Genomic DNA, 18,242 nt, shown 5'->3' on the forward strand with positions numbered 1-18,242 from the left:
TGCGATGCCTCCATGGCATGAACCCTCAACCATCAGGCTGACCGCTCAGAACGTGTAACGCGCGCTGAGGGTCACCATGCGTGGGGCGCCGTAGTAGCCGGTGACGATGCCCAGTGCCGCAATGTTGTAGCCGGTGGTGCGATAAGCCTTGTTGGCCAGGTTGGTGCCCTGCAGGCTCAACGTCCACGGTGTGTTGATCTGCCAGATCAGGCCCGCGTTCCACAGGCCGTAAGCCGGCTGCGCGATCAGCGGCGACAGCGTGGTCTCCGGATACACCAGGCTCTGGTAGCTGTAGTTGATGCGCGCAGTGAGGCTGCCACCGTTGGCCAGCGGCTGCGTGTGATCCAGCGACAGGGCGCCGGAGAACTTCGGCGCGTTGGTGAATTTCTGCTGGTCGGCCACGTTGACGCCGCCGCTGAGGAACTGGGTGTACTTGGTGTGCATCCAGGCGAAATTGCCGCTGAGGGTCCAGTTTTCCGCCGGCTTCCAGGCGAACTCTTCTTCCAGACCGTCGATATGCCCCTTGCCGGCGTTGGTGAAGTCGCCGAAGAAGCCCTGACTGCCATTCGGCAAGGTGTAGGAGGTAAACACCGACAGCTGGATGTTGGAATAGATATTGTGGAACAGCGCCGTGTTCATCATCAGCGCATCGTCGAAGAAGGTCATCTTGCTGCCCAGTTCGAACGACTGCACCTTCTCGTCATCGATCGGCCGGCACGAGCTGGGAATCGCTGCGCAATTCGCGCGGATGTTGTAGCCACCCGAATGGAAGCCGGTGCTGTAGCTGCCGTAGAGCTTGATGTCGTCGCTCAGGCTCCAGTCCAGCGAGACCTTGGGCGAGGCATTGTTCGAGGTGTGCGAACCGGAGAAGTTGGCCAGCACCGCGGTCGACGTGGTGAAGTTCGCGTTGGCGAAACCGTAGTTCTGGATCAGGGCGCTCTTGGTCTCGCGGGTGAGGCGTGCGCCCACGTCGAGGCTCAGGCTCGGGCTGATGTCCCAGGTGAAGTCGCCATAGGCGGCCAGGCTGCGCGTGCTGATGCGACCACCGGTGCTGCCGTACTGCGCATAGCCCAGCGTGGAGTAAGGCGGCGAACCGAGGAAGATGTTGTGGATCTCGCCGTCGGCCGAGCCGTTGAAATAGTACAGACCGGCCACGCCATGTACGGTACTGCCGGAATCGTAATTGGCCTGCAGTTCCTGGCTGAACTGGTGATCCTTGTAGATCGCGCTGACGTCCGCGATCTTCTCCGGCAACGTATCAAAGTCGATATTGGTGTCGGTCGAGGAGCCACGCACCGCGGTGACCGATTTCAGAGTCCAGTCCTGGCTGGCGATCCAGTTGAGCGTGAGCGCGCTGCCGTAGAGTTTGGTGTGGTTGACCTGCGGCATGCCGCTGCGCGTGTCGTAATCACTGGAAAGCGGCGCATAGGTCGGGTCGAACAGGTTGCCGGTGAGCATCTTCGCGCCGCGCGGATTGGAGTTGTCGCGAACTCCGTCCACCGACAATTGGGCATTGAAGGTGCTCGACGGGAAGAAGCCGAGCGTGGCGCGTCCGGCATTGGTGTTCTTGTTGCCGTTGCGGCTGCCACTGAGCAGATCAGTGCCGAATCCGTCGTTGTGCTCGCTGGCGTAGGCCACGCGACCGCGCCACACGCCATCGGCACTGGCACCGCCCACGTTGGCCTTGACGTCCTTCTCGCCGTGCGTGCCGATGGTCGTCTCCACCGAGCCTTCGGTCTTGGTCGGCAACGGCGCGGACACGTACTTGATAGCGCCGCCGATGGTGTTCTTGCCGTACAGGCTGCCCTGCGGGCCGCGCAACACCTCGATGCGGCTGACATCGAACACGTCGAGCACGGCGCCCTGCGGGCGGGCCATGTAGACGTCATCGAGATAGATGCCGACCGCCGGATCGAAACCCCAGGTCGGATCGGCCTGGCCGATGCCGCGGATATAGGCGGTAAGCGTGGTATTGGAACCGCGCGCGGCATAGATCTGCAGCGACGGCACCTTGCCCTGCAGGTCGGCGAGGTTCTGCACATTCTGCGTATACAGCGAGTCGGCGGTGAACGCGCTCACCGCGATCGGCACGTCCTGCAGGGTCTCCGCACGCTTGCGCGCGGTCACCGTGATCTGGCCGAGCTGCTTGGCATTGGCCGGCTTGCTCTGCTCGGTCGTGGTGCTGCTCTCGCTGCTTTGCTGGGCATACAGCGGTGCGGCAAACAGCAGGCCAGTCGTCGCCAGACCAATCGCCAGACTCAGATACGTGCGCTTCATGACATCCCCTCGCTGTTGACGCAACCATCGACGATGGATGCTGATGCGATGGAGAGTAGGCAGCCGGCAGCGTCACGACACTTGTACCTTCGTACAGTGCCCGCGCGGCCGGCACGCGCCGATACTCGGCCCTCGTCGACTCCGACCTTGTCTCCCGAGGATCCGCAAGGATGGCATTCCTGATCGTGCTGGCCGCGCTGTGTTTCCTGATGTTCGCGGCGTACCGCGGCTACAGCGTGATCCTATTCGCGCCGATCGCCGCGCTCGGTGCGGTGCTGCTGACCGAGCCGGCATTGGTCGCACCGATGTTCACCGGCCTGTTCATGGACAAGATGGTCGGCTTCCTCAAGCTGTACTTTCCGGTGTTCATGCTAGGCGCGGTGTTCGGCAAGCTGATCGAGCTGTCCGGCTTCTCGAAGGCGATCGTGGCTGCCACGATCGGCCTGGTCGGACGCAGCCGCGCGATCCTGTCGATCGTGCTGGTGTGTGCGCTGCTCACCTACGGTGGCGTATCGCTGTTCGTGGTGGTGTTCGCGGTGTATCCGTTTGCCGCCGAACTGTTCCGCGCCAGCAATATCCCGAAACGGTTGATTCCCGGCACCATCGCGCTGGGTGCGTTCACCTTCACCATGGATTCGCTGCCGGGCACGCCGCAGATCCAGAACATCATCCCCACCGCGTTCTTCGGCACCAATGCGTGGGCGGCGCCGTGGCTGGGCACGATCGGCGCGGTGTTCATCCTGATCGTGGGTCTGGCGTATCTGGAATCACGCCGGCGCAAGGCCGCCGCTGCGGGCGAAGGCTATGGCGACAACCTGCTCAACGAACCGGCGCCGTTCAAGTACGCCAAGCTCGCCCACCCGCTGGTCGCGCTGCTGCCGCTGGTGCTGGTTGGTGTCTGCAACAAGCTGTTCACCGATCTCATTCCGCGCGTCTACGGCGCAACCCAGTCGTTCCTGCCCAGTGTGGTCGGCGAGGCCAAACCAGTGGTGCAGGAAGTATCGAAGATCGCGGCGATCTGGGCGGTGGAAGGGGCGCTGCTGGTCGGCATCCTGTGCGTGCTGGCGTTTGCCTGGAAGCCGGTGATCCGGCAGTTTGCCGATGGCAGCAAGGTGGCTGTCGGTGGCGCGCTGCTCGCCTCAATGAATACGGCCTCCGAATACGGCTTCGGCGCGGTGATCGCCGCCCTGCCCGGCTTCAAGCTGGTGGCCGATGCACTGCACACGATTCCGAACCCGCTGGTGAACGAGGCGGTCACCGTGACCGCGCTGGCCGGCATCACCGGCTCGGCCTCCGGTGGCATGGGTATCGCGCTGGCGGCGATGGCCGATACCTTCATCGCCAATGCGCATGCGGCCGGCATTCCGCTGGAGGTAATGCACCGGGTGGCCGCGATGGCCTCCGGCGGCATGGACACCCTGCCGCACAACGGTGCCGTGATCACCCTGCTGGCGGTGACCGGACTAACCCATCGGCAGTCCTACAAGGACATTTTCGCGATCACCGTGATCAAGACGCTGGCCGTGCTGGTGGTGATTGCCACCTACTACCTCACCGGCATGGTGTGATCAGGCGGCAGGGCTATGGGGATGTGCCGGACCGGCAGATGGATGAACGGATAATCGAAATTGCGGGCAAGTTGTCACATAAGTCCGTATAATTGGTCGATTCACCCTTCAAGAATCCTGCGTGACGGCCCCAGTGCCGCCCGAGTCGATCCCATGTCTATCGAAAAACTGCGCAATATCGCCATCGTCGCCCACGTCGATCACGGCAAGACCACTCTCGTCGATTGCCTGCTCAAGCAGTCCGGCACGCTCAACGAGCGCACCGTGCTGGCCGAGCGCGTGATGGACTCGAACGACCAGGAAAAGGAACGCGGCATCACCATCCTGGCCAAGAACACCGCGATCACCTGGCAGGACAATCGCATCAACATCGTCGACACGCCGGGACATGCGGACTTCGGCGGCGAAGTGGAGCGCGTGCTGTCGATGGTCGACACCGTGCTGATCCTGGTCGACGCGATGGACGGCCCGATGCCGCAGACGCGCTTCGTGACGCAGAAGGCATTCGCGATGGGCTTCAGGCCGATCGTCGTCATCAACAAGGTCGACCGTCCGGGCTCCCGTCCGCAGTGGGTCGTTGACCAGGTGTGGGATCTGTTCGATCGCCTGGGCGCCACCTCCGAGCAGATGGACTTTCCGATCGTCTACGCTTCGGCGCTGAACGGCTACGCCAGTCTCGACGACAGTGTCCGCGAAGGCGACATGACCCCGCTGTATCAGGCCATCATGGAGCACACGCCCATGCCGGATGTGGATCCGGACGGCCCGTTCCAGATGCGTATCAGCCAGCTCGACTACAACAACTTCGTCGGCATCATCGGCATTGGTCGCATCCAGCGCGGCACGCTGAAGAAGAACATGCCGGTCGCCGTGATCAACCGCGAAGGCAAGAAGCGTCAGGGCAAGGTGCTGCAGGTGCTCGGCTTCATGGGCCTCGAGCGCATCGAGCAGGACAGCGCCGAAGCCGGTGACATCGTCGCCATTTCGGGCATTGCGGACCTGACCATCTCCGACACGATCTGCGCGCTGGATACCCCGGAAGCGCTGCCGCCACTGACCGTGGACGAGCCGACGATCAGCATGACCTTCCAGGTGAACAACTCGCCGTTCGCCGGCAACAAGGATCTCTCCGGCGGCAAGTTCCTCACCAGCCGTCAGCTGAAGGACCGTCTGGACCGCGAGCAGGTGCACAACGTGGCACTGAAGGTCGAGCAGGGTTCGGACGCCGACAAGTTCCTCGTCTCGGGTCGCGGCGAACTGCATCTGTCGGTGCTGATCGAGAACATGCGCCGCGAAGGCTATGAGCTTGCCGTATCGCGCGCGGAAGTGATCATCAAGGAAATCGACGGCCAGAAAATGGAGCCGTTCGAGCAGTTGGTGGTCGACGTCGAGGAAATCCACCAGGGCCCGGTGATGGAGCGCCTCGGCGTCCGCAAGGGCCAGCTGAAGAACATGGAGTCGGACGGCAAGGGTCGTGTGCGCCTCGAGTACCTGATCCCGGCGCGTGGCCTGATCGGCTTCCAGAACCAGTTCAAGACCCTGACCCAGGGTTCGGGCCTGCTGTTCCACGTGTTCGACCACTACGGTCCGAAGGAAGATGGCCAGATCGCCAAGCGCCTCAACGGCGTGATGATCGCCAACGCTGGCGGCACCACCCCGGCCTACTCGCTGGGACCGCTGCAGGATCGCGGCAAGCTGTTCGCCGCCGAGGGTGACTCGGTGTACGAGGGTCAGCTGGTCGGCATCCACGCCAAGGACAACGACCTCACGGTCAACGTGATCAAGCCCAAGCCGCTGACCAACATGCGCGCCTCGGGCAAGGACGATGCGATCCAGCTGACCCCGGCGATCAAGTACACGCTGGAACAGGCGCTGGACTTCATCGACGACGACGAATTGGTCGAGATCACCCCGAAAGAGATCCGTCTGCGCAAGAAGCACCTGACCGAGAACGACCGCAAGCGCGCCTCGCGCGGTTGAGTTGTCGCTTCATGTGATGAACCGGAAGGCCGCCGCAAGGCGGCCTTCTGTTGTGTGGTTATGGTGCAGCAGTTTTTGTCTTCGCGCCCATCACACGCAGACCCGGCCGTTGCCGTGCCAGCTTGCGCAACAGCTCGGCGAACGCCTGCAGATCGTCATGCCACGGCGAGGCATCACGCCAGTACAGCGCGATCTCCCTGCCCAGCGCCTGCCCTTTCAGTTTGGCCAGCACGATGTTCGGCATCGAGGCCAGCCGCTCGTGCGCCAGCGCGGGCACCAGCGCGTAGCCACCACGCAAGCTGACCAGCGCAGCGAGGCTTTCCAGACTGACATCCTGCACATGGCCATGCTCGCCACCGTCACTGCCGAGGCCATCGGCATGACTCTCGGCCATCAAGGTCGCCTCTGCCGGATCGAGCTGATCCAGCGCGATGCTGCTCTGGCCGGCCAGCGGATGATCGGCACGCAGCATCAGTTCCCACGGCTCGGCGAACAGCGGCCGCATGGCGATGCCGCTGACCGCAGGCGTCGGCGGTGCCAGCACCGCATCGAGTTCGCCCTCGTGCAGGCGACGCAGCAGGCCGCGTGGCTTGCCTTCGGAAAGACCCAGCCGTGCGCCCGGAAAATGCTGCGGGAACGGCGCAATCAGATGCGGCAACAGATACGGTCCCAGCGACGCCGGCACGCCGAGCCGCAACTCGCCGCCGAAGGCGACCGCACCGGCACGGGCGACCTGCTGCAGGTGTTCGCCCGCGGCGAGCACGGCATCGATCTGCTGCAACAACCGCTGGCCGCCGGCGGTGGGAACGATGCGGCGACCACCGCGCTCGAACAGTGGTGCACCGAGCGCCTGTTCCACCTTCTGTACCTGATGCGACAGCCCCGACGGGCTGATGTGCATGGCGCGCGCCGCGCTGTTGAAACTGCCATGGCGATGTACCGCCTGCACCAGCGCGAGATCGCGTAGCGAGACGGCGGCGAGGGCCATCGAAATCATCGAATGCTGCATGTCATCAAATACGTTTGTGCATAACGGACCCTGCGCCCATGCTAGGCGGCGAACCAGCACCGTAACCGCCCAAGCCCATGCCGCAGTCTACCTGCCCGAACCGATGCCACCACAAGGCTCGCGCATGTAGCGGAAACCGGCTGAGCGGTTAGCGACTGCTCCGTGTTTGCGCGATAATTGCGGTCTTTGCCGGTCTGGCAAGCACGCAACGTTGCCTCCCCATCCCAGCCGCAGGATTTAGCCAGGAGTTCTCCCATGAAAGATTCATTCTCGGTACGCGACACGCTCGAAGCCAACGGCAAGCGCTACAGCTACGCCAGCCTGGCCAAGCTGGGCCAGCGCTTCGACCTGAAGCGCCTGCCTTACTCGATGAAGATCCTGCTGGAAAACCTGCTGCGGCACGAGGACGGCGTCAACGTCACCACCAAGGAAATCGAGGCGGTGGCGAACTGGAACGCCAAGGCCGAGCCGGATACCGAGATCTCCTTCATGCCCGCCCGCGTGGTGCTGCAGGACTTCACCGGCGTGCCGTGCGTGGTCGACCTGGCTGCGATGCGTGACGCGGTGGTGAAGCTGGGCGGCGACGCCAACCAGATCAACCCGCTGGCTCCGGCCGAGCTGGTCATCGACCATTCGGTGCAGGTCGATGCCTACGGCTCGGCCAGCGCGCTGGAGCAGAACGTCGAGATCGAGTTCCATCGCAACCAGGAGCGCTACTCCTTCCTGCGCTGGGGCCAGAAGGCGTTCAACAACTTCAAGGTGGTGCCGCCGCGCACCGGCATCGTGCACCAGGTGAACCTGGAACACCTCGCCCGCGTGGTGTTCACCAATGAAGCGAACGGCGAGAACTGGGCCTATCCGGACACCGTGTTCGGCACCGACTCGCATACCACCATGATCAACGGCATCGGCGTGCTGGGCTGGGGCGTGGGCGGTATCGAAGCCGAGGCCGCGATGCTGGGCCAGCCCTCCTCCATGCTGATTCCGCAGGTGGTCGGTTTCAAGCTGACCGGCAAGCTGCCGGAAGGCGTCACCGCCACTGACCTGGTGCTGACTGTCACCCAGATGCTGCGCAAGCTCGGTGTGGTCGGCAAGTTCGTCGAGTTCTTCGGCGATGGCCTGGCCCACCTGCCGCTGGCCGATCGCGCCACGATCGCCAACATGGCGCCGGAATACGGCGCAACCTGCGGCATCTTCCCGGTCGACCAGGAAGCACTGAACTACATGCACCTGTCCGGCCGTACAGCCGAACACATCAAGCTGGTCGAGGCCTATGCCAAGGCGCAGGGCCTGTGGCACGACGCGAACACCCCGCATGCCGAGTTCACCACCACGCTGGAACTGAATCTGGCCGACGTGCGTCCGTCGATGGCTGGCCCCAAGCGCCCGCAGGATCGCGTACTGCTGGAAGGCGTGCAGAAGAGCTTTCACGACGCCGTGGGTCCGCTCACCGCTACCCGCAAGCCGAAGAACGGTGCCGACGCCAGCTTCGCCAACGAAGGTGGCGCCACCGCGATCGGCAATCCCGCCAACGCCATCACCAACGATGGCGTGCGCGTGGAGAAGGACGGCGAGAGCTTCAAGATCGGTGACGGCTCGGTGGTGATCGCCGCGATCACCTCGTGCACCAATACCTCCAACCCGGCGGTAATGCTGGGCGCCGGCCTGCTGGCGAAGAAGGCCGTGGCCAAGGGCCTCAAGGCCAAGCCGTGGGTGAAGACCTCGATCGGCCCGGGTTCGCTGGTGGTCAGCGACTACCTCGAAAAGACCGGCCTGCTGAAGGAGCTGGAGAAGATCGGTTTCTACATCGTCGGCTACGGCTGCACCACCTGCATCGGCAACTCCGGTCCGCTGCCGGTCGAGATCAGCAAGGGCATCACCGAAGGCGACCTTGCCGTGGCCTCGGTGCTCTCCGGCAACCGCAACTTCGAAGGCCGCGTGCATCCGGAAGTGAAGATGAACTACCTGGCCTCGCCGCCGCTGGTAGTCGCCTACGCACTGGCCGGCACGCTGGACATCGACCTGACCAAGGACGCGCTCGGCACCGGCAGCGACGGCCAGCCGGTGTATCTGAAGGACATCTGGCCGAGCAACCAGGAAATCTCCGACACGATTGCTGGTGCGATCAATCCGGCCATGTTCGAGAAGAACTACGCCGACGTGTTCAAGGGCGACAGCCGCTGGAACCAGATCGCCTCGCCGGATGGCGCGCTGTTCAAGTGGGACGATTCCACCTACATCAAGAACCCGCCCTACTTCGACGGCATGAGCAAGGAAGCCGGCACCATCGAGGACATCCACGGCGCCAGCGTGCTCGGCCTGTTCGGCGACTCGATCACCACCGACCACATCTCGCCGGCCGGCTCGATCAAGAAGGACAGCCCGGCGGGCCGCTTCCTGATCTCCAAGGGTGTCGATCCGAAGGATTTCAACTCCTATGGTTCGCGCCGCGGCAACGACGACGTGATGGTGCGCGGCACCTTCGCCAACATCCGCATCAAGAACCTGATGCTGGACGGCGTGGAAGGCGGCTACACGCTGCACGTGCCGAGCGGCGAGCAGTTGGCGATCTACGACGCGGCGATGAAGTACAAGGTGAGCAAGACCCCGTTGGTGGTGCTGGCCGGCAAGGAATACGGTACCGGTTCCTCACGTGACTGGGCCGCCAAGGGCACCCTGCTGCTGGGCGTGAAGGCAGTGATCGCCGAGAGCTTCGAGCGCATCCATCGCTCCAACCTGGTCGGCATGGGCGTACTGCCGTGCCAGTTCCTCGACGGCCAGAACGCGCAGTCGCTGGGCCTGACCGGCAAGGAGACCTTCGACATCACCGGCCTCAACGGCGGCGAGTCGAAGGAAGCGAAGGTGGTCGCCACGGCGGCGGACGGCAGCAAGAAGGAGTTCACCGTGAAGGTGTTGCTGCTGACCCCGAAGGAGCGCGAGTTCTTCCGTCACGGCGGCATCCTGCAGTACGTACTGCGTCAGCTGGCCAGCAAGAAGGCCGCCTGAGTTTCAGCGTGGCCTGGTGACAACAAAAATCGCCCCGGATCCGGGGCGATTTTTTTATGGGCCGGCAACTACATCGAATGCTTCCAGCTCGCCGTATAACAGCGCCACTTGCCGTCGTCCTTGCGCCATGCCGATTCGACCTGGAACAGGCCCATCTGATCGGGCAGCAACTTGCCACCACTGGTCAGCGTGACGCTGAATGTGGCCACCATCCGTTCGCCGCGATGCTCAATCGACACCGGACCCATCGTCACGCCGATATGCTCGTCGCGCAGCGCGAGGAGCCTGACCATGTTGGTCAACCCACGCCGATCCAGCTCGCCGGCATTACCGTCGAAGTCCTCGCTGAGCGGTGCGCCCACGTCGCTTGCCGCACCGACTTCGGCCGCCTGCGCAATCGATGCAATCGCCTCGCGCACCTGCTGTTCGTCCGGCGTGTGTCGACAGGCCGACAAGCTCAACGCGAATAGCGCGAAAGCGGTCAACACACAGGCGATTTTTCTGAGTCGAATCATGGGTCACACTCGCTGCATTGCGGCTTGCCGCTGTACGCGGGCGTATGCTCAAATGAACAACGCAGTGATCCATGATGGATGCCGTCATCATCCCAAGTCCATCCTCGATCAGCGGTCATCCACACAGGGAAACCCAAGCATGAGCATTGAACGTCCGTGGCTGGATCACTACCCGGCAGGCGTACCCAGCCAGATTGACGTCAATACCTATGCCTCGGTTCCGGCGGTGTTCGAGGAAGCGTTCAAGCACTTTCGCGAACGACCGGCATTCGCAAATTTCGGCCACAAGCTGAGCTATGGCCAGATCGACGAGATGAGCCGTCAGTTCGCCGGCTATCTCACTGGCGAACTCAAGCTCGGCAAGGGCGATCGCATCGCGATCATGATGCCGAACGTGCTGCAGTATCCGATTGCCCTGTTCGGTGCACTGCGCGCCGGCTTGATCGTGGTCAACACCAATCCGATGTATACCGCGCGCGAACTCAAGCATCAGCTGGAGGACGCCGGCGCCAAGGCGATCGTGGTGCTGGATAACTTCGCCGCCACCCTGCAACAGGTCGTCGCCGAAACCCATGTGCAGCACATCATCACGACCGGCATCGGCGACCTGCTGGGTCCGAAGGGCGTACTGATCAACTTCGTGCTCAAGCACGTCAAGAAGATGGTGCCGGCGTTTGATCTGCCGCAGGCCGTACGTTTCCGCCAGGCGCTGACACGCGGCGCACCACATCCGCTGCAACCGGTAACCCTGGGCCACGACGACATCGCCTTCCTGCAGTACACCGGCGGCACCACCGGTGTGGCCAAGGGTGCGATGCTGACCCACGGCAACATGATCGCGAACATGCTGCAGGCCGGCTCCTGGGTTGGCACAAATGCCAAGCCCGGTGAAGAAGTGATCATCACCGCGCTGCCGCTGTATCACATCTTTTCTCTATGCGCGAACGGACTGGTGTTCACTCGCCTGGGTGGCCTCAACTGGCTGATCACCAATCCGCGCGACATGCCCGGCTTCGTCAAGGAACTGAAGCAGTCCGGCTTCACCGCGCTGACCGGCGTCAACACGCTGTTCAACGGCCTGCTCAACACGCCCGGATTCGCCGAGCTGGATTTCTCGAAGCTGCACCTGACCCTGGGCGGCGGCATGGCCGTGCAGCGTGCGGTGGCCGACCGCTGGAAGAAAGTCACCGGTTGCACCTTGGCCGAAGCGTACGGGCTGACCGAGACTTCGCCGGCGGTGTGCATCAATCCGCTGGACATCAAGGAATACAACGCCTCGATCGGCCTGCCGGTGCCGTCGACCGATGTGGCGATCTGGTCGGAGGAAGGCCAGCCCCTGCCGACCGGTGAAGTGGGCGAACTGATGGTGCGCGGTCCGCAGGTGATGAAGGGTTACTGGCAGCGGCCGGACGAAACCATCAAGGTGCTCGGCGACGATGGCTGGCTGCATACCGGCGACATCGCGAAGATGGACGCCAACGGCTACTTCTACATCGTCGATCGCAAGAAGGACATGATCCTGGTGTCCGGCTTCAACGTGTACCCGAACGAGGTCGAGGACGCAGTGATGCAGCACCCCGGCGTGCTCGAAGTGGCGGCCGTGGGCGTACCGGACGAGCATTCCGGCGAAGTGGTGAAACTGTTCGTGGTGCGCAAGGATCCGAACCTGACCGAAGAGGCGCTCCGGCAGTTCTGTCGCGAGAACCTCACCGGCTACAAGCGGCCCAAGTTCATCGAATTCCGCGACGCGTTGCCGAAGAGCAACGTGGGCAAGATCCTTCGTCGCGAACTGCGCGACGAGAAGAAAGCCTCGGCTTGAGATTGCTCCCCCGGAATTGAAAACGCCCGCTTGAGGCGGGCGTTTTCAATTCAATGACGGCGTTTGCTCAGTTGTCTTTCCAGTATTCCAGGATGTCCGCATAGCCGCCGAGCAGATTCCACAACGGGACTTGCTTGTCCTCGGGAATACGGCTGTAGGAAAACCCGATGTGATGATCGGAAACGCGCGCGACCGCCGCCTCGAGGTGGATGTGCAGATTGTGGCCGAAGATCATGTCGAGCACCCAGCTCTGCCCCACTTCACCGGCCCAGCCGAGCGGACGGCGCAGCAAGGCGCCAGTTGCCGAGATATCGACCAGTTCGGTGGGATGCGACTCGCCGTTGCGGCTCATCAATACCGTCGTCGCGATCTGCATGCGTGCCGGACGCAACTGTTCCGGCCCGTTGCCACCTTGTCCATTCTTGTCAGTCGTCATCGTCATACCATTCATTTGCGCCTGAGCCCCTCTCTGCCGAGGACACCGTTTCGCACATCCTGAAACTGTTCTGGTGCGCCAATCGGTAATTCCATCGAGTCCTGAACACGCTGACTACTCTGGTTACAATGGTGCAAGCAATCAGCATGCCAGTTCATCAACCCGGTACCGACACACCGATAAATCCCTGCATTCCCGTGCCTGATCGGCCCTGGACCAGGCGTTCTGGCAATTATCGTCCTACACCCATCCATGCTGCGCCGTACGTCTCGCAGGTGGTTCGCGCAAACCCTGATCCTGCCATGACCGGCATACCCGGTGCCGTGGATGCCCCTGCGCATGCCGAACCGGCGCCATGAGACCGAACGCCATGCTGCAGAACGACGCATTAGGTCACATGCCGACCCACATCGACGATACGCGCAGAGCGAACGGCAAGCGACGGACAAGCGGACAAGCATAGATCGCCTGTAGTGCCTGCGACAGACACGACCATGAAGCTGGCCGGCGCAATACGAAGGACGCAGCTGCCTGAGGGAAATCACGGCTCGCTGCGCCCAACTGGACTTGTCGCCGGCTAGCCGCTACTCTTTATGCCACGTGTGGTCCCATGAATAGCGCTCGCCAGTCACTTCCGGCAGCCTATGGTTTCCACCCGATGCTCTCGAACCGATCGATAAACAGTCAGTGGCGTCGTTGTTCGCCACTATGACTTGCGCCTTTGCCGTGGCTGACAACCCGGAATCGACGCACGGTGATCGTTAGCGACCTGCCTGACCGAACCACCGATGCGTGGCTTCATCATGCCCGTTGCAGCGATGGCGCCCGACGCGCCTCGGCGGAAGATATGAAAGACCGCAATACCCTGGGACGCCGCCTTACCGCCGCATTCCGAGCACGGACATTTCATGGTCACACCCATGCATGAAATGATTCCGAACGTGTTGAACGCACTGCCAGCCGCTGAAGGCGGCCCAACGACATGCATTGATGAGCACTGAGCCAGTCGAGCCCGAGAGCCTGGTCACCGCACCGCAAGGTGCGTTTGCGTCGGTACCGCAACAGCAGGAAATGCCGCTGGCGATCGTGCGCGGCCAGCCGATGCTGCAGATGCCCCAGGATCTGTACATCCCGCCAGACGCGCTCGAAGTCATCCTGGAGGCGTTCGAGGGACCGCTGGACCTGCTGCTGTACCTGATCCGCCGGCAGAACCTGGACATTCTGGATATCCCGGTTGCCGAGATCACCCGGCAGTACATGACCTACATCGAGCTGATGCGCGATGTGATGCGGCTGGAACTGGCCGCCGAATACCTGCTGATGGCCGCGATCCTGGCCGAGATCAAGTCGCGGCTGCTGCTGCCGCGGCCGCCGGCCGAGGAAGGGCTGGAAGAGGATCCCCGCGCCGAACTGGTGCGGCGCCTGCAGGAGTATGAACGGTTCAAGCGGGCGGCCGAGGATATCGAAACCCTGCCCCGGCTGGAACGCGACACCGCGGTGGTGCATGCGGAAGTAGGCGAACGCAACGTGATCAAGTTGCCGCCGCCGCTCGAGCTGAGCGAGATGTTGCTGGCGCTGAAGGACGTGATGCATCGGGCCGAGTTGTTTGGCCATCACGCGATCAAGCGCGAGGCACTCAGCGTGCGCCAGCGCATGGGCGAACTGCTGAGCCGACTGGACGACGACAGTTTCCATCGTTTTGAAAGCCTGTTCGACATCAGCGAAGGACGCCTCGGCATCGTGGTGACCTTCCTTGCAATGCTGGAGCTGGCCAAGGAAATGCTGGTCGAGATTGTCCAGGAGGAACCGCTGGCGCCGATTTACGTGAAGGCGAAAGCGAGCCACTCCGAAGAACCCGCCGAGTTGCCGGCGGACGATACACAAGCGGGCGAATCGGCGTTGATCGAATCGTCCAACCCATGAACAACACCTACTGAATCGGCATCCGACCCAAGGCCATGCAGATCGAGCAACTCAAATCCATTATCGAGGCCGCCCTGCTGGCCTCCAGCCAGCCGATGACGGTTCATCAGCTGGGTGATCTGTTCAACGAAACTGACGAAGTCAGTCACGCGCAGATCGCCAAGGCACTGGAAACGCTGACCGATGACTGCAACGGCCGTGGCATCGAGCTGAAGGAAGTGGCTTCCGGCTTCCGCTACCAGGTGCGCCAGGACGTGCATCCATGGATTTCGCGGATGTGGACCGAGAAACCCAGCCGCTATTCGCGCGCACTGCTGGAGACACTGGCGCTGATCGCCTACCGCCAGCCGATCACCCGCCCCGAGATCGAACAGATCCGCGGCGTGGTGGTGTCCTCCAACATCATCAAGACGATGGAGGAGCGCGAGTGGATCCGCGTGGTCGGTTACCGCGACGTGCCCGGCAAGCCGGCGCTGTTCGGCACCACCCGCATGTTTCTCGACTACTTCAACCTGAAATCGCTGGACCAGCTGCCGCCGCTGTCGGAAATCCGCGACATGGAAGACCCGCAGTTGCGCTTCGAGCCGGAACCCTTCCCTGCCCGCATCGTGCGCGACTTGTCAGTCGATCCGGACGAGGAGGCTTCGGAAGATAAGGAAGCCGCGCGCGCTGGTGACGAAGCACATGACCAGTCACATGCATCCGCGCACACCGCAGATGCCGACGACAACCACCCCATCACGGTCGACGCTCTGGCGCCGGCCACATCACCCGAGTCCGATGGACATGGCTCCGAACCGAGCCCATCCGCCGAGAACCCGACTACCACTGCCGATGAGGCAGCGAACCCCGCCGCGGACGTCGAAGCCGACGCCGCCGAGCAAGATACCGAGGAGTACCGCGCATGACTGCGCCGCAGAAATCCGTTCTATCCCTGAAGCGCGAACCGCGCAACGACGCCGCTGCCACCCAGATCGAGGAGCGCCTGCACAAGGTGCTGGCCAACGCCGGCCTCGGCTCGCGCCGCATGCTCGAACAGCGCATCCAGTCCGGCGAAGTCGAACTGAATGGCACACCGGCCGGGATCGGCGCCAGCGTGCATGCCGGTGACCGCGTGGTGCTCGACGGCAAGCAGTTCGTCGTCGCCACCGATAATCGTGACGACACCGAGGTGCTGGTCTACCACAAGCCCGAGGGCGTGCTGACCACGCGCGACGACCCCGAAGGTCGCCCCACCGTGTTCGAACAGCTGCCGCGCCTGAAGGGCGCGCGCTGGGTCGCCGTGGGTCGCCTGGACATCAACACCACCGGTTTGTTGCTGCTGACCACCGACGGTGAACTGGCCAATGGCCTGATGCACCCGAAGAGCGGCCTCGAACGCGAATACCTGTGCCGCGTGCATGGTGAGGTGCCGGACGAGATCATCGAAAAGCTGAAGGCGGGCGTGGAACTGGACGACGGCCCTGCCCGTTTCGACGAGATCGCCGTGATCAGCCGCGGCGGCAGCCACAGCTGGTTCCGTGTGGTGATCCGCGAGGGTCGCAACCGCGAAGTGCGTCGTTTGTGGGATTCGCAGGGTTTCCTGGTCAGCCGCCTCAAGCGCATCCGCTACGGCAAGATCGAACTGCCGCGCAACCTGCGTCGCGGCGAATGCGAAGCGCTCGACGCGGAAGCGGTCAAGCAGCTGCGTCAGACCACCGGCCTCGGTGCGCCGCAGCCGGTGCTGACGCTGAGCCCGGTGCTGCACCAGCGCCGCGCCAACCGCAACGTCACCGAATATCGTCCCGAAAGCGGCAGCAGCAAAGCCTGGACCGGCGGTCAGGACGAGGCACGCGAACTGCGCGCGTACGATCGCATCCGCGAGGAACCCGTGCGTGGCCGCAAGCCACCGCGTCGCGACGGCAAGGAAGTCAACGGCAATCTCGCCCGCCCCGAACGCGGTACCGGTGGCGGCCGGGGTCGGCGCGTGGCGCCGGGTCAGGAGCTACCGTCGGTGCGTACGTGGTTCGCCGGCGAAAGTCGTGAAGGTGGCGGTCGTCCCGGTGGTGCGCCGCGCGGCAATGCCGCGGGTGGCGCCCCTGGTAATCGCCGCCCTGCCGGTGGTGGCAAGCCGTTTGGTGCGCGCACCGGTGGTGAGGGTCGTGGTGCAGGCAGTCCCTACAGTGGCTTCGGTGGCGAATCGCGCGGCACCGGCGGCAATCGCGCACCTGCTGGTCGCCCGCAGGGTCAGGGCAATCAGGCTCATGGCAACCAGGCGCACGGCAATTCGTCCTACGGCAACCAGGCCCACGGCAATGCACGTCCGCAGGGCCAGGGCGGCGCGCGTCCGCAAGGCAGCGGTCGTCCGCAGGGCCAGGGTGGCAATCGCCCGCAGGGCCAAGGCCGACCACAGGGTCAAGGTGGCAATCGCCCGCAAGGTGGTGGTGCCCGTCCCCAGGGTCACGGTGGCGCACCCGGTGGCCGGCCACATGGACGTGGCGGCAATCGTTCGGGCAATCGCTGAGCCTCGGCTCGATCTGATGACGCGAAAAAGCTGACCGATGGTACGCATCTATCACAACAACCGCTGCTCCAAGTCGCGCGCCACACTGGCGTTGCTGGAGCAGCATGTCGGCGCGTGCGAGGTGATCCATTACCTCGAGACGCCGCCAAGCACCGCCGAACTGACCGTGCTTCTGAAGCAGCTCGGCATGGGCGCACGCGAACTGCTGCGCACCGGCGAAGTGGAATATCAGTCACTCGGCCTGGATGACCCCGCACTCGACGATGCAGCGTTGATGGCAGCGATGGCAGCGCATCCGAAACTGATCGAGCGCCCGATCGTGGTTGCCAAAGGCAAGGCAATCATCGGACGGCCACCGGAAGCGGTGCTGGCAATACTCTGATCCGCTGCCCTTCATGCTGACCGCTGCGATGCGCCCTTCAACGTACCGCGGCAGACGTCCTCATTGCAGGTCGAGCACCTGGCGATCGCCATCGCGACGATGCTGTTCCTTCTGGTTGAAGCTGGCCATGCAGCTGTCGCGCTTGATCATCACGCAGTCCAGATAATCGGACGCCTCCACCAGCGCCCCGCGTACGGCCTTGCCGGCCGGCGTGTTCTTCTTCTGGCTGAAGGTGCCACCAAGGCCATCGCGCAGATAACCACCGATGCCGACCTGCGTATTCGTGGTATTCCCTTCGACCGTGCGCGAATACACCACTTCGCTGGTTTCCGAGTCGATTACGCGCAGGTCGATCGCGATATACGCCTGGCTCTTGCCACCACCGAACGACATGCCGTGAAAACTCAGGCCGCCACCGGTATGACTGGTGTCTTCGGTATATGAAGTGACGGCGCCGGTGATGAGGTAGTGCGCACCGGTGATATTGCCGGTGCGTGGACCGCTACCCTGACGCACCCGGCCGGAACTGGCCAGATCCTGCTCGCCGATCACGGCGCCCAGCTTCTGTCGTTCGACTACGTTGAAATCGCCGGTGGAGCTGAGTTCATTGCTCAGTGCATCCGATAACTGGCGGCCGACATCTCCACCCCACCAATATGCAGAACTGGTCTGATTGGTGAACTCCGAGACAGCGATCGTCGGACGACCGGACTGCGCCGCTGCTGCGCCCGAAAGCAGGCACACACCGAGTGCGCAACCAAGGTTAAGGATCGGCTTCATGGCATTCTCCGTGATGCAGGGGCGCCCGCCGCCGGCCTGCTGTT

At 63.2% G+C, this 18,242-nt stretch carries 13 protein-coding genes; 8 read left to right on the forward strand and 5 right to left on the reverse strand.

Features of this window, described 5'->3' with window-relative positions; all coding sequences use genetic code 11:
• Window positions 1-45: 45 nt before the first annotated feature.
• Window positions 46-2,277: a TonB-dependent receptor gene (locus B0E48_RS11045; protein WP_077518142.1), complete on the reverse strand. Its 2,232-nt coding sequence runs from the start codon at window positions 2,275-2,277 to the stop codon at window positions 46-48.
• 170 nt (window positions 2,278-2,447) lie between these two features.
• Here B0E48_RS11045 and B0E48_RS18060 point away from each other — a divergent pair, with 170 nt between their 5' ends.
• Both B0E48_RS18060 and typA read left to right on the forward strand, forming a co-directional pair.
• Complete coding sequence (locus B0E48_RS18060; protein WP_077518143.1) at window positions 2,448-3,845, forward strand: GntP family permease; 1,398 nt, start codon at window positions 2,448-2,450, stop codon at window positions 3,843-3,845.
• A 153-nt stretch (window positions 3,846-3,998) separates the two neighbouring features.
• A complete protein-coding gene (gene typA, locus B0E48_RS11055; protein ID WP_077518144.1) occupies window positions 3,999-5,825 on the forward strand; it encodes a translational GTPase TypA in 1,827 nt (608 codons plus the stop codon).
• A 58-nt stretch (window positions 5,826-5,883) separates the two neighbouring features.
• Here the strand turns inward: typA and B0E48_RS11060 are convergent, their stop codons facing one another.
• Window positions 5,884-6,834, reverse strand: a complete 951-nt coding sequence (locus B0E48_RS11060) for a LysR family transcriptional regulator (protein WP_077518145.1) — start codon at window positions 6,832-6,834, stop codon at window positions 5,884-5,886.
• A gap of 255 nt (window positions 6,835-7,089) precedes the next feature.
• Here B0E48_RS11060 and acnA point away from each other — a divergent pair, with 255 nt between their 5' ends.
• Entirely contained in the window at window positions 7,090-9,840 is a 2,751-nt protein-coding gene (gene acnA / locus B0E48_RS11065) for an aconitate hydratase AcnA (protein ID WP_077518146.1), read from the forward strand.
• Between the two features lie 68 nt (window positions 9,841-9,908).
• On the opposite strand, the gene B0E48_RS11070 is transcribed toward acnA, so the two are convergent.
• Window positions 9,909-10,355: a hypothetical protein gene (locus tag B0E48_RS11070; RefSeq protein ID WP_077518147.1), complete on the reverse strand. Its 447-nt coding sequence runs from the start codon at window positions 10,353-10,355 to the stop codon at window positions 9,909-9,911.
• Window positions 10,356-10,494: 139 nt separating this feature from the next.
• On the opposite strand from B0E48_RS11070, the gene B0E48_RS11075 reads away from it, so the two are divergent.
• The gene (locus tag B0E48_RS11075; protein WP_077518148.1) at window positions 10,495-12,174 is read left to right on the forward strand and encodes an AMP-binding protein; all 1,680 of its coding nucleotides are present in this window, start codon (window positions 10,495-10,497) and stop codon (window positions 12,172-12,174) included.
• 67 nt (window positions 12,175-12,241) lie between these two features.
• Here the strand turns inward: B0E48_RS11075 and B0E48_RS11080 are convergent, their stop codons facing one another.
• Entirely contained in the window at window positions 12,242-12,610 is a 369-nt protein-coding gene (locus B0E48_RS11080; RefSeq protein ID WP_077518415.1) for a PilZ domain-containing protein, read from the reverse strand.
• Window positions 12,611-13,600: 990 nt separating this feature from the next.
• Between B0E48_RS11080 and B0E48_RS11085 the strand changes: the two genes are divergently transcribed.
• The 4 genes from B0E48_RS11085 to arsC are packed head-to-tail and all read left to right on the forward strand — an operon-like array spanning window position 13,601 to window position 17,418.
• Complete coding sequence (locus tag B0E48_RS11085; protein WP_077518149.1) at window positions 13,601-14,533, forward strand: ScpA family protein; 933 nt, start codon at window positions 13,601-13,603, stop codon at window positions 14,531-14,533.
• A gap of 35 nt (window positions 14,534-14,568) precedes the next feature.
• Window positions 14,569-15,441 (forward strand): SMC-Scp complex subunit ScpB, encoded by an 873-nt coding sequence (gene scpB / locus B0E48_RS11090; RefSeq protein WP_077518150.1) that lies wholly within the window; start codon window positions 14,569-14,571, stop codon window positions 15,439-15,441.
• Window positions 15,438-17,036, forward strand: coding sequence for a pseudouridine synthase (locus tag B0E48_RS11095; RefSeq protein WP_077518151.1), 1,599 nt, complete (start codon window positions 15,438-15,440; stop codon window positions 17,034-17,036). Before scpB ends, B0E48_RS11095 begins: the two co-directional genes overlap by 4 nt.
• A gap of 37 nt (window positions 17,037-17,073) precedes the next feature.
• Complete coding sequence (gene arsC / locus B0E48_RS11100; RefSeq protein WP_077518152.1) at window positions 17,074-17,418, forward strand: arsenate reductase (glutaredoxin); 345 nt, start codon at window positions 17,074-17,076, stop codon at window positions 17,416-17,418.
• 60 nt (window positions 17,419-17,478) lie between these two features.
• Here the strand turns inward: arsC and B0E48_RS11105 are convergent, their stop codons facing one another.
• Window positions 17,479-18,198 carry a CsgG/HfaB family protein gene (locus tag B0E48_RS11105; protein ID WP_077518153.1) on the reverse strand — a complete coding sequence of 240 codons (720 nt, stop codon included), beginning with the start codon at window positions 18,196-18,198 and terminating at the stop codon, window positions 17,479-17,481.
• Window positions 18,199-18,242 lie beyond the last annotated feature (44 nt).

This window comes from Rhodanobacter sp. C03 (assembly GCF_002001175.1).
Lineage (GTDB): Bacteria > Pseudomonadota > Gammaproteobacteria > Xanthomonadales > Rhodanobacteraceae > Rhodanobacter.

Excerpts from the sequence above, each read along its gene's own strand:
- acnA (WP_077518146.1), top strand. The coding sequence starts at position 7,090 with ATGAAAGATTCATTCTCGGTACGCGACACGCTCGAAGCCAACGGCAAG.
- scpB (WP_077518150.1), top strand. The coding sequence starts at position 14,569 with ATGCAGATCGAGCAACTCAAATCCATTATCGAGGCCGCCCTGCTGGCC.
- B0E48_RS11070 (WP_077518147.1), bottom strand. The coding sequence starts at position 10,355 with ATGATTCGACTCAGAAAAATCGCCTGTGTGTTGACCGCTTTCGCGCTA.
- B0E48_RS11045 (WP_077518142.1), bottom strand. The coding sequence starts at position 2,277 with ATGAAGCGCACGTATCTGAGTCTGGCGATTGGTCTGGCGACGACTGGC.
- B0E48_RS11095 (WP_077518151.1), top strand. The coding sequence starts at position 15,438 with ATGACTGCGCCGCAGAAATCCGTTCTATCCCTGAAGCGCGAACCGCGC.
- arsC (WP_077518152.1), top strand. The coding sequence starts at position 17,074 with ATGGTACGCATCTATCACAACAACCGCTGCTCCAAGTCGCGCGCCACA.
- B0E48_RS11060 (WP_077518145.1), bottom strand. The coding sequence starts at position 6,834 with ATGCAGCATTCGATGATTTCGATGGCCCTCGCCGCCGTCTCGCTACGC.
- B0E48_RS11075 (WP_077518148.1), top strand. The coding sequence starts at position 10,495 with ATGAGCATTGAACGTCCGTGGCTGGATCACTACCCGGCAGGCGTACCC.
- B0E48_RS18060 (WP_077518143.1), top strand. The coding sequence starts at position 2,448 with ATGGCATTCCTGATCGTGCTGGCCGCGCTGTGTTTCCTGATGTTCGCG.
- B0E48_RS11105 (WP_077518153.1), bottom strand. The coding sequence starts at position 18,198 with ATGAAGCCGATCCTTAACCTTGGTTGCGCACTCGGTGTGTGCCTGCTT.
- B0E48_RS11085 (WP_077518149.1), top strand. The coding sequence starts at position 13,601 with ATGAGCACTGAGCCAGTCGAGCCCGAGAGCCTGGTCACCGCACCGCAA.
- typA (WP_077518144.1), top strand. The coding sequence starts at position 3,999 with ATGTCTATCGAAAAACTGCGCAATATCGCCATCGTCGCCCACGTCGAT.
- B0E48_RS11080 (WP_077518415.1), bottom strand. The coding sequence starts at position 12,610 with ATGACGACTGACAAGAATGGACAAGGTGGCAACGGGCCGGAACAGTTG.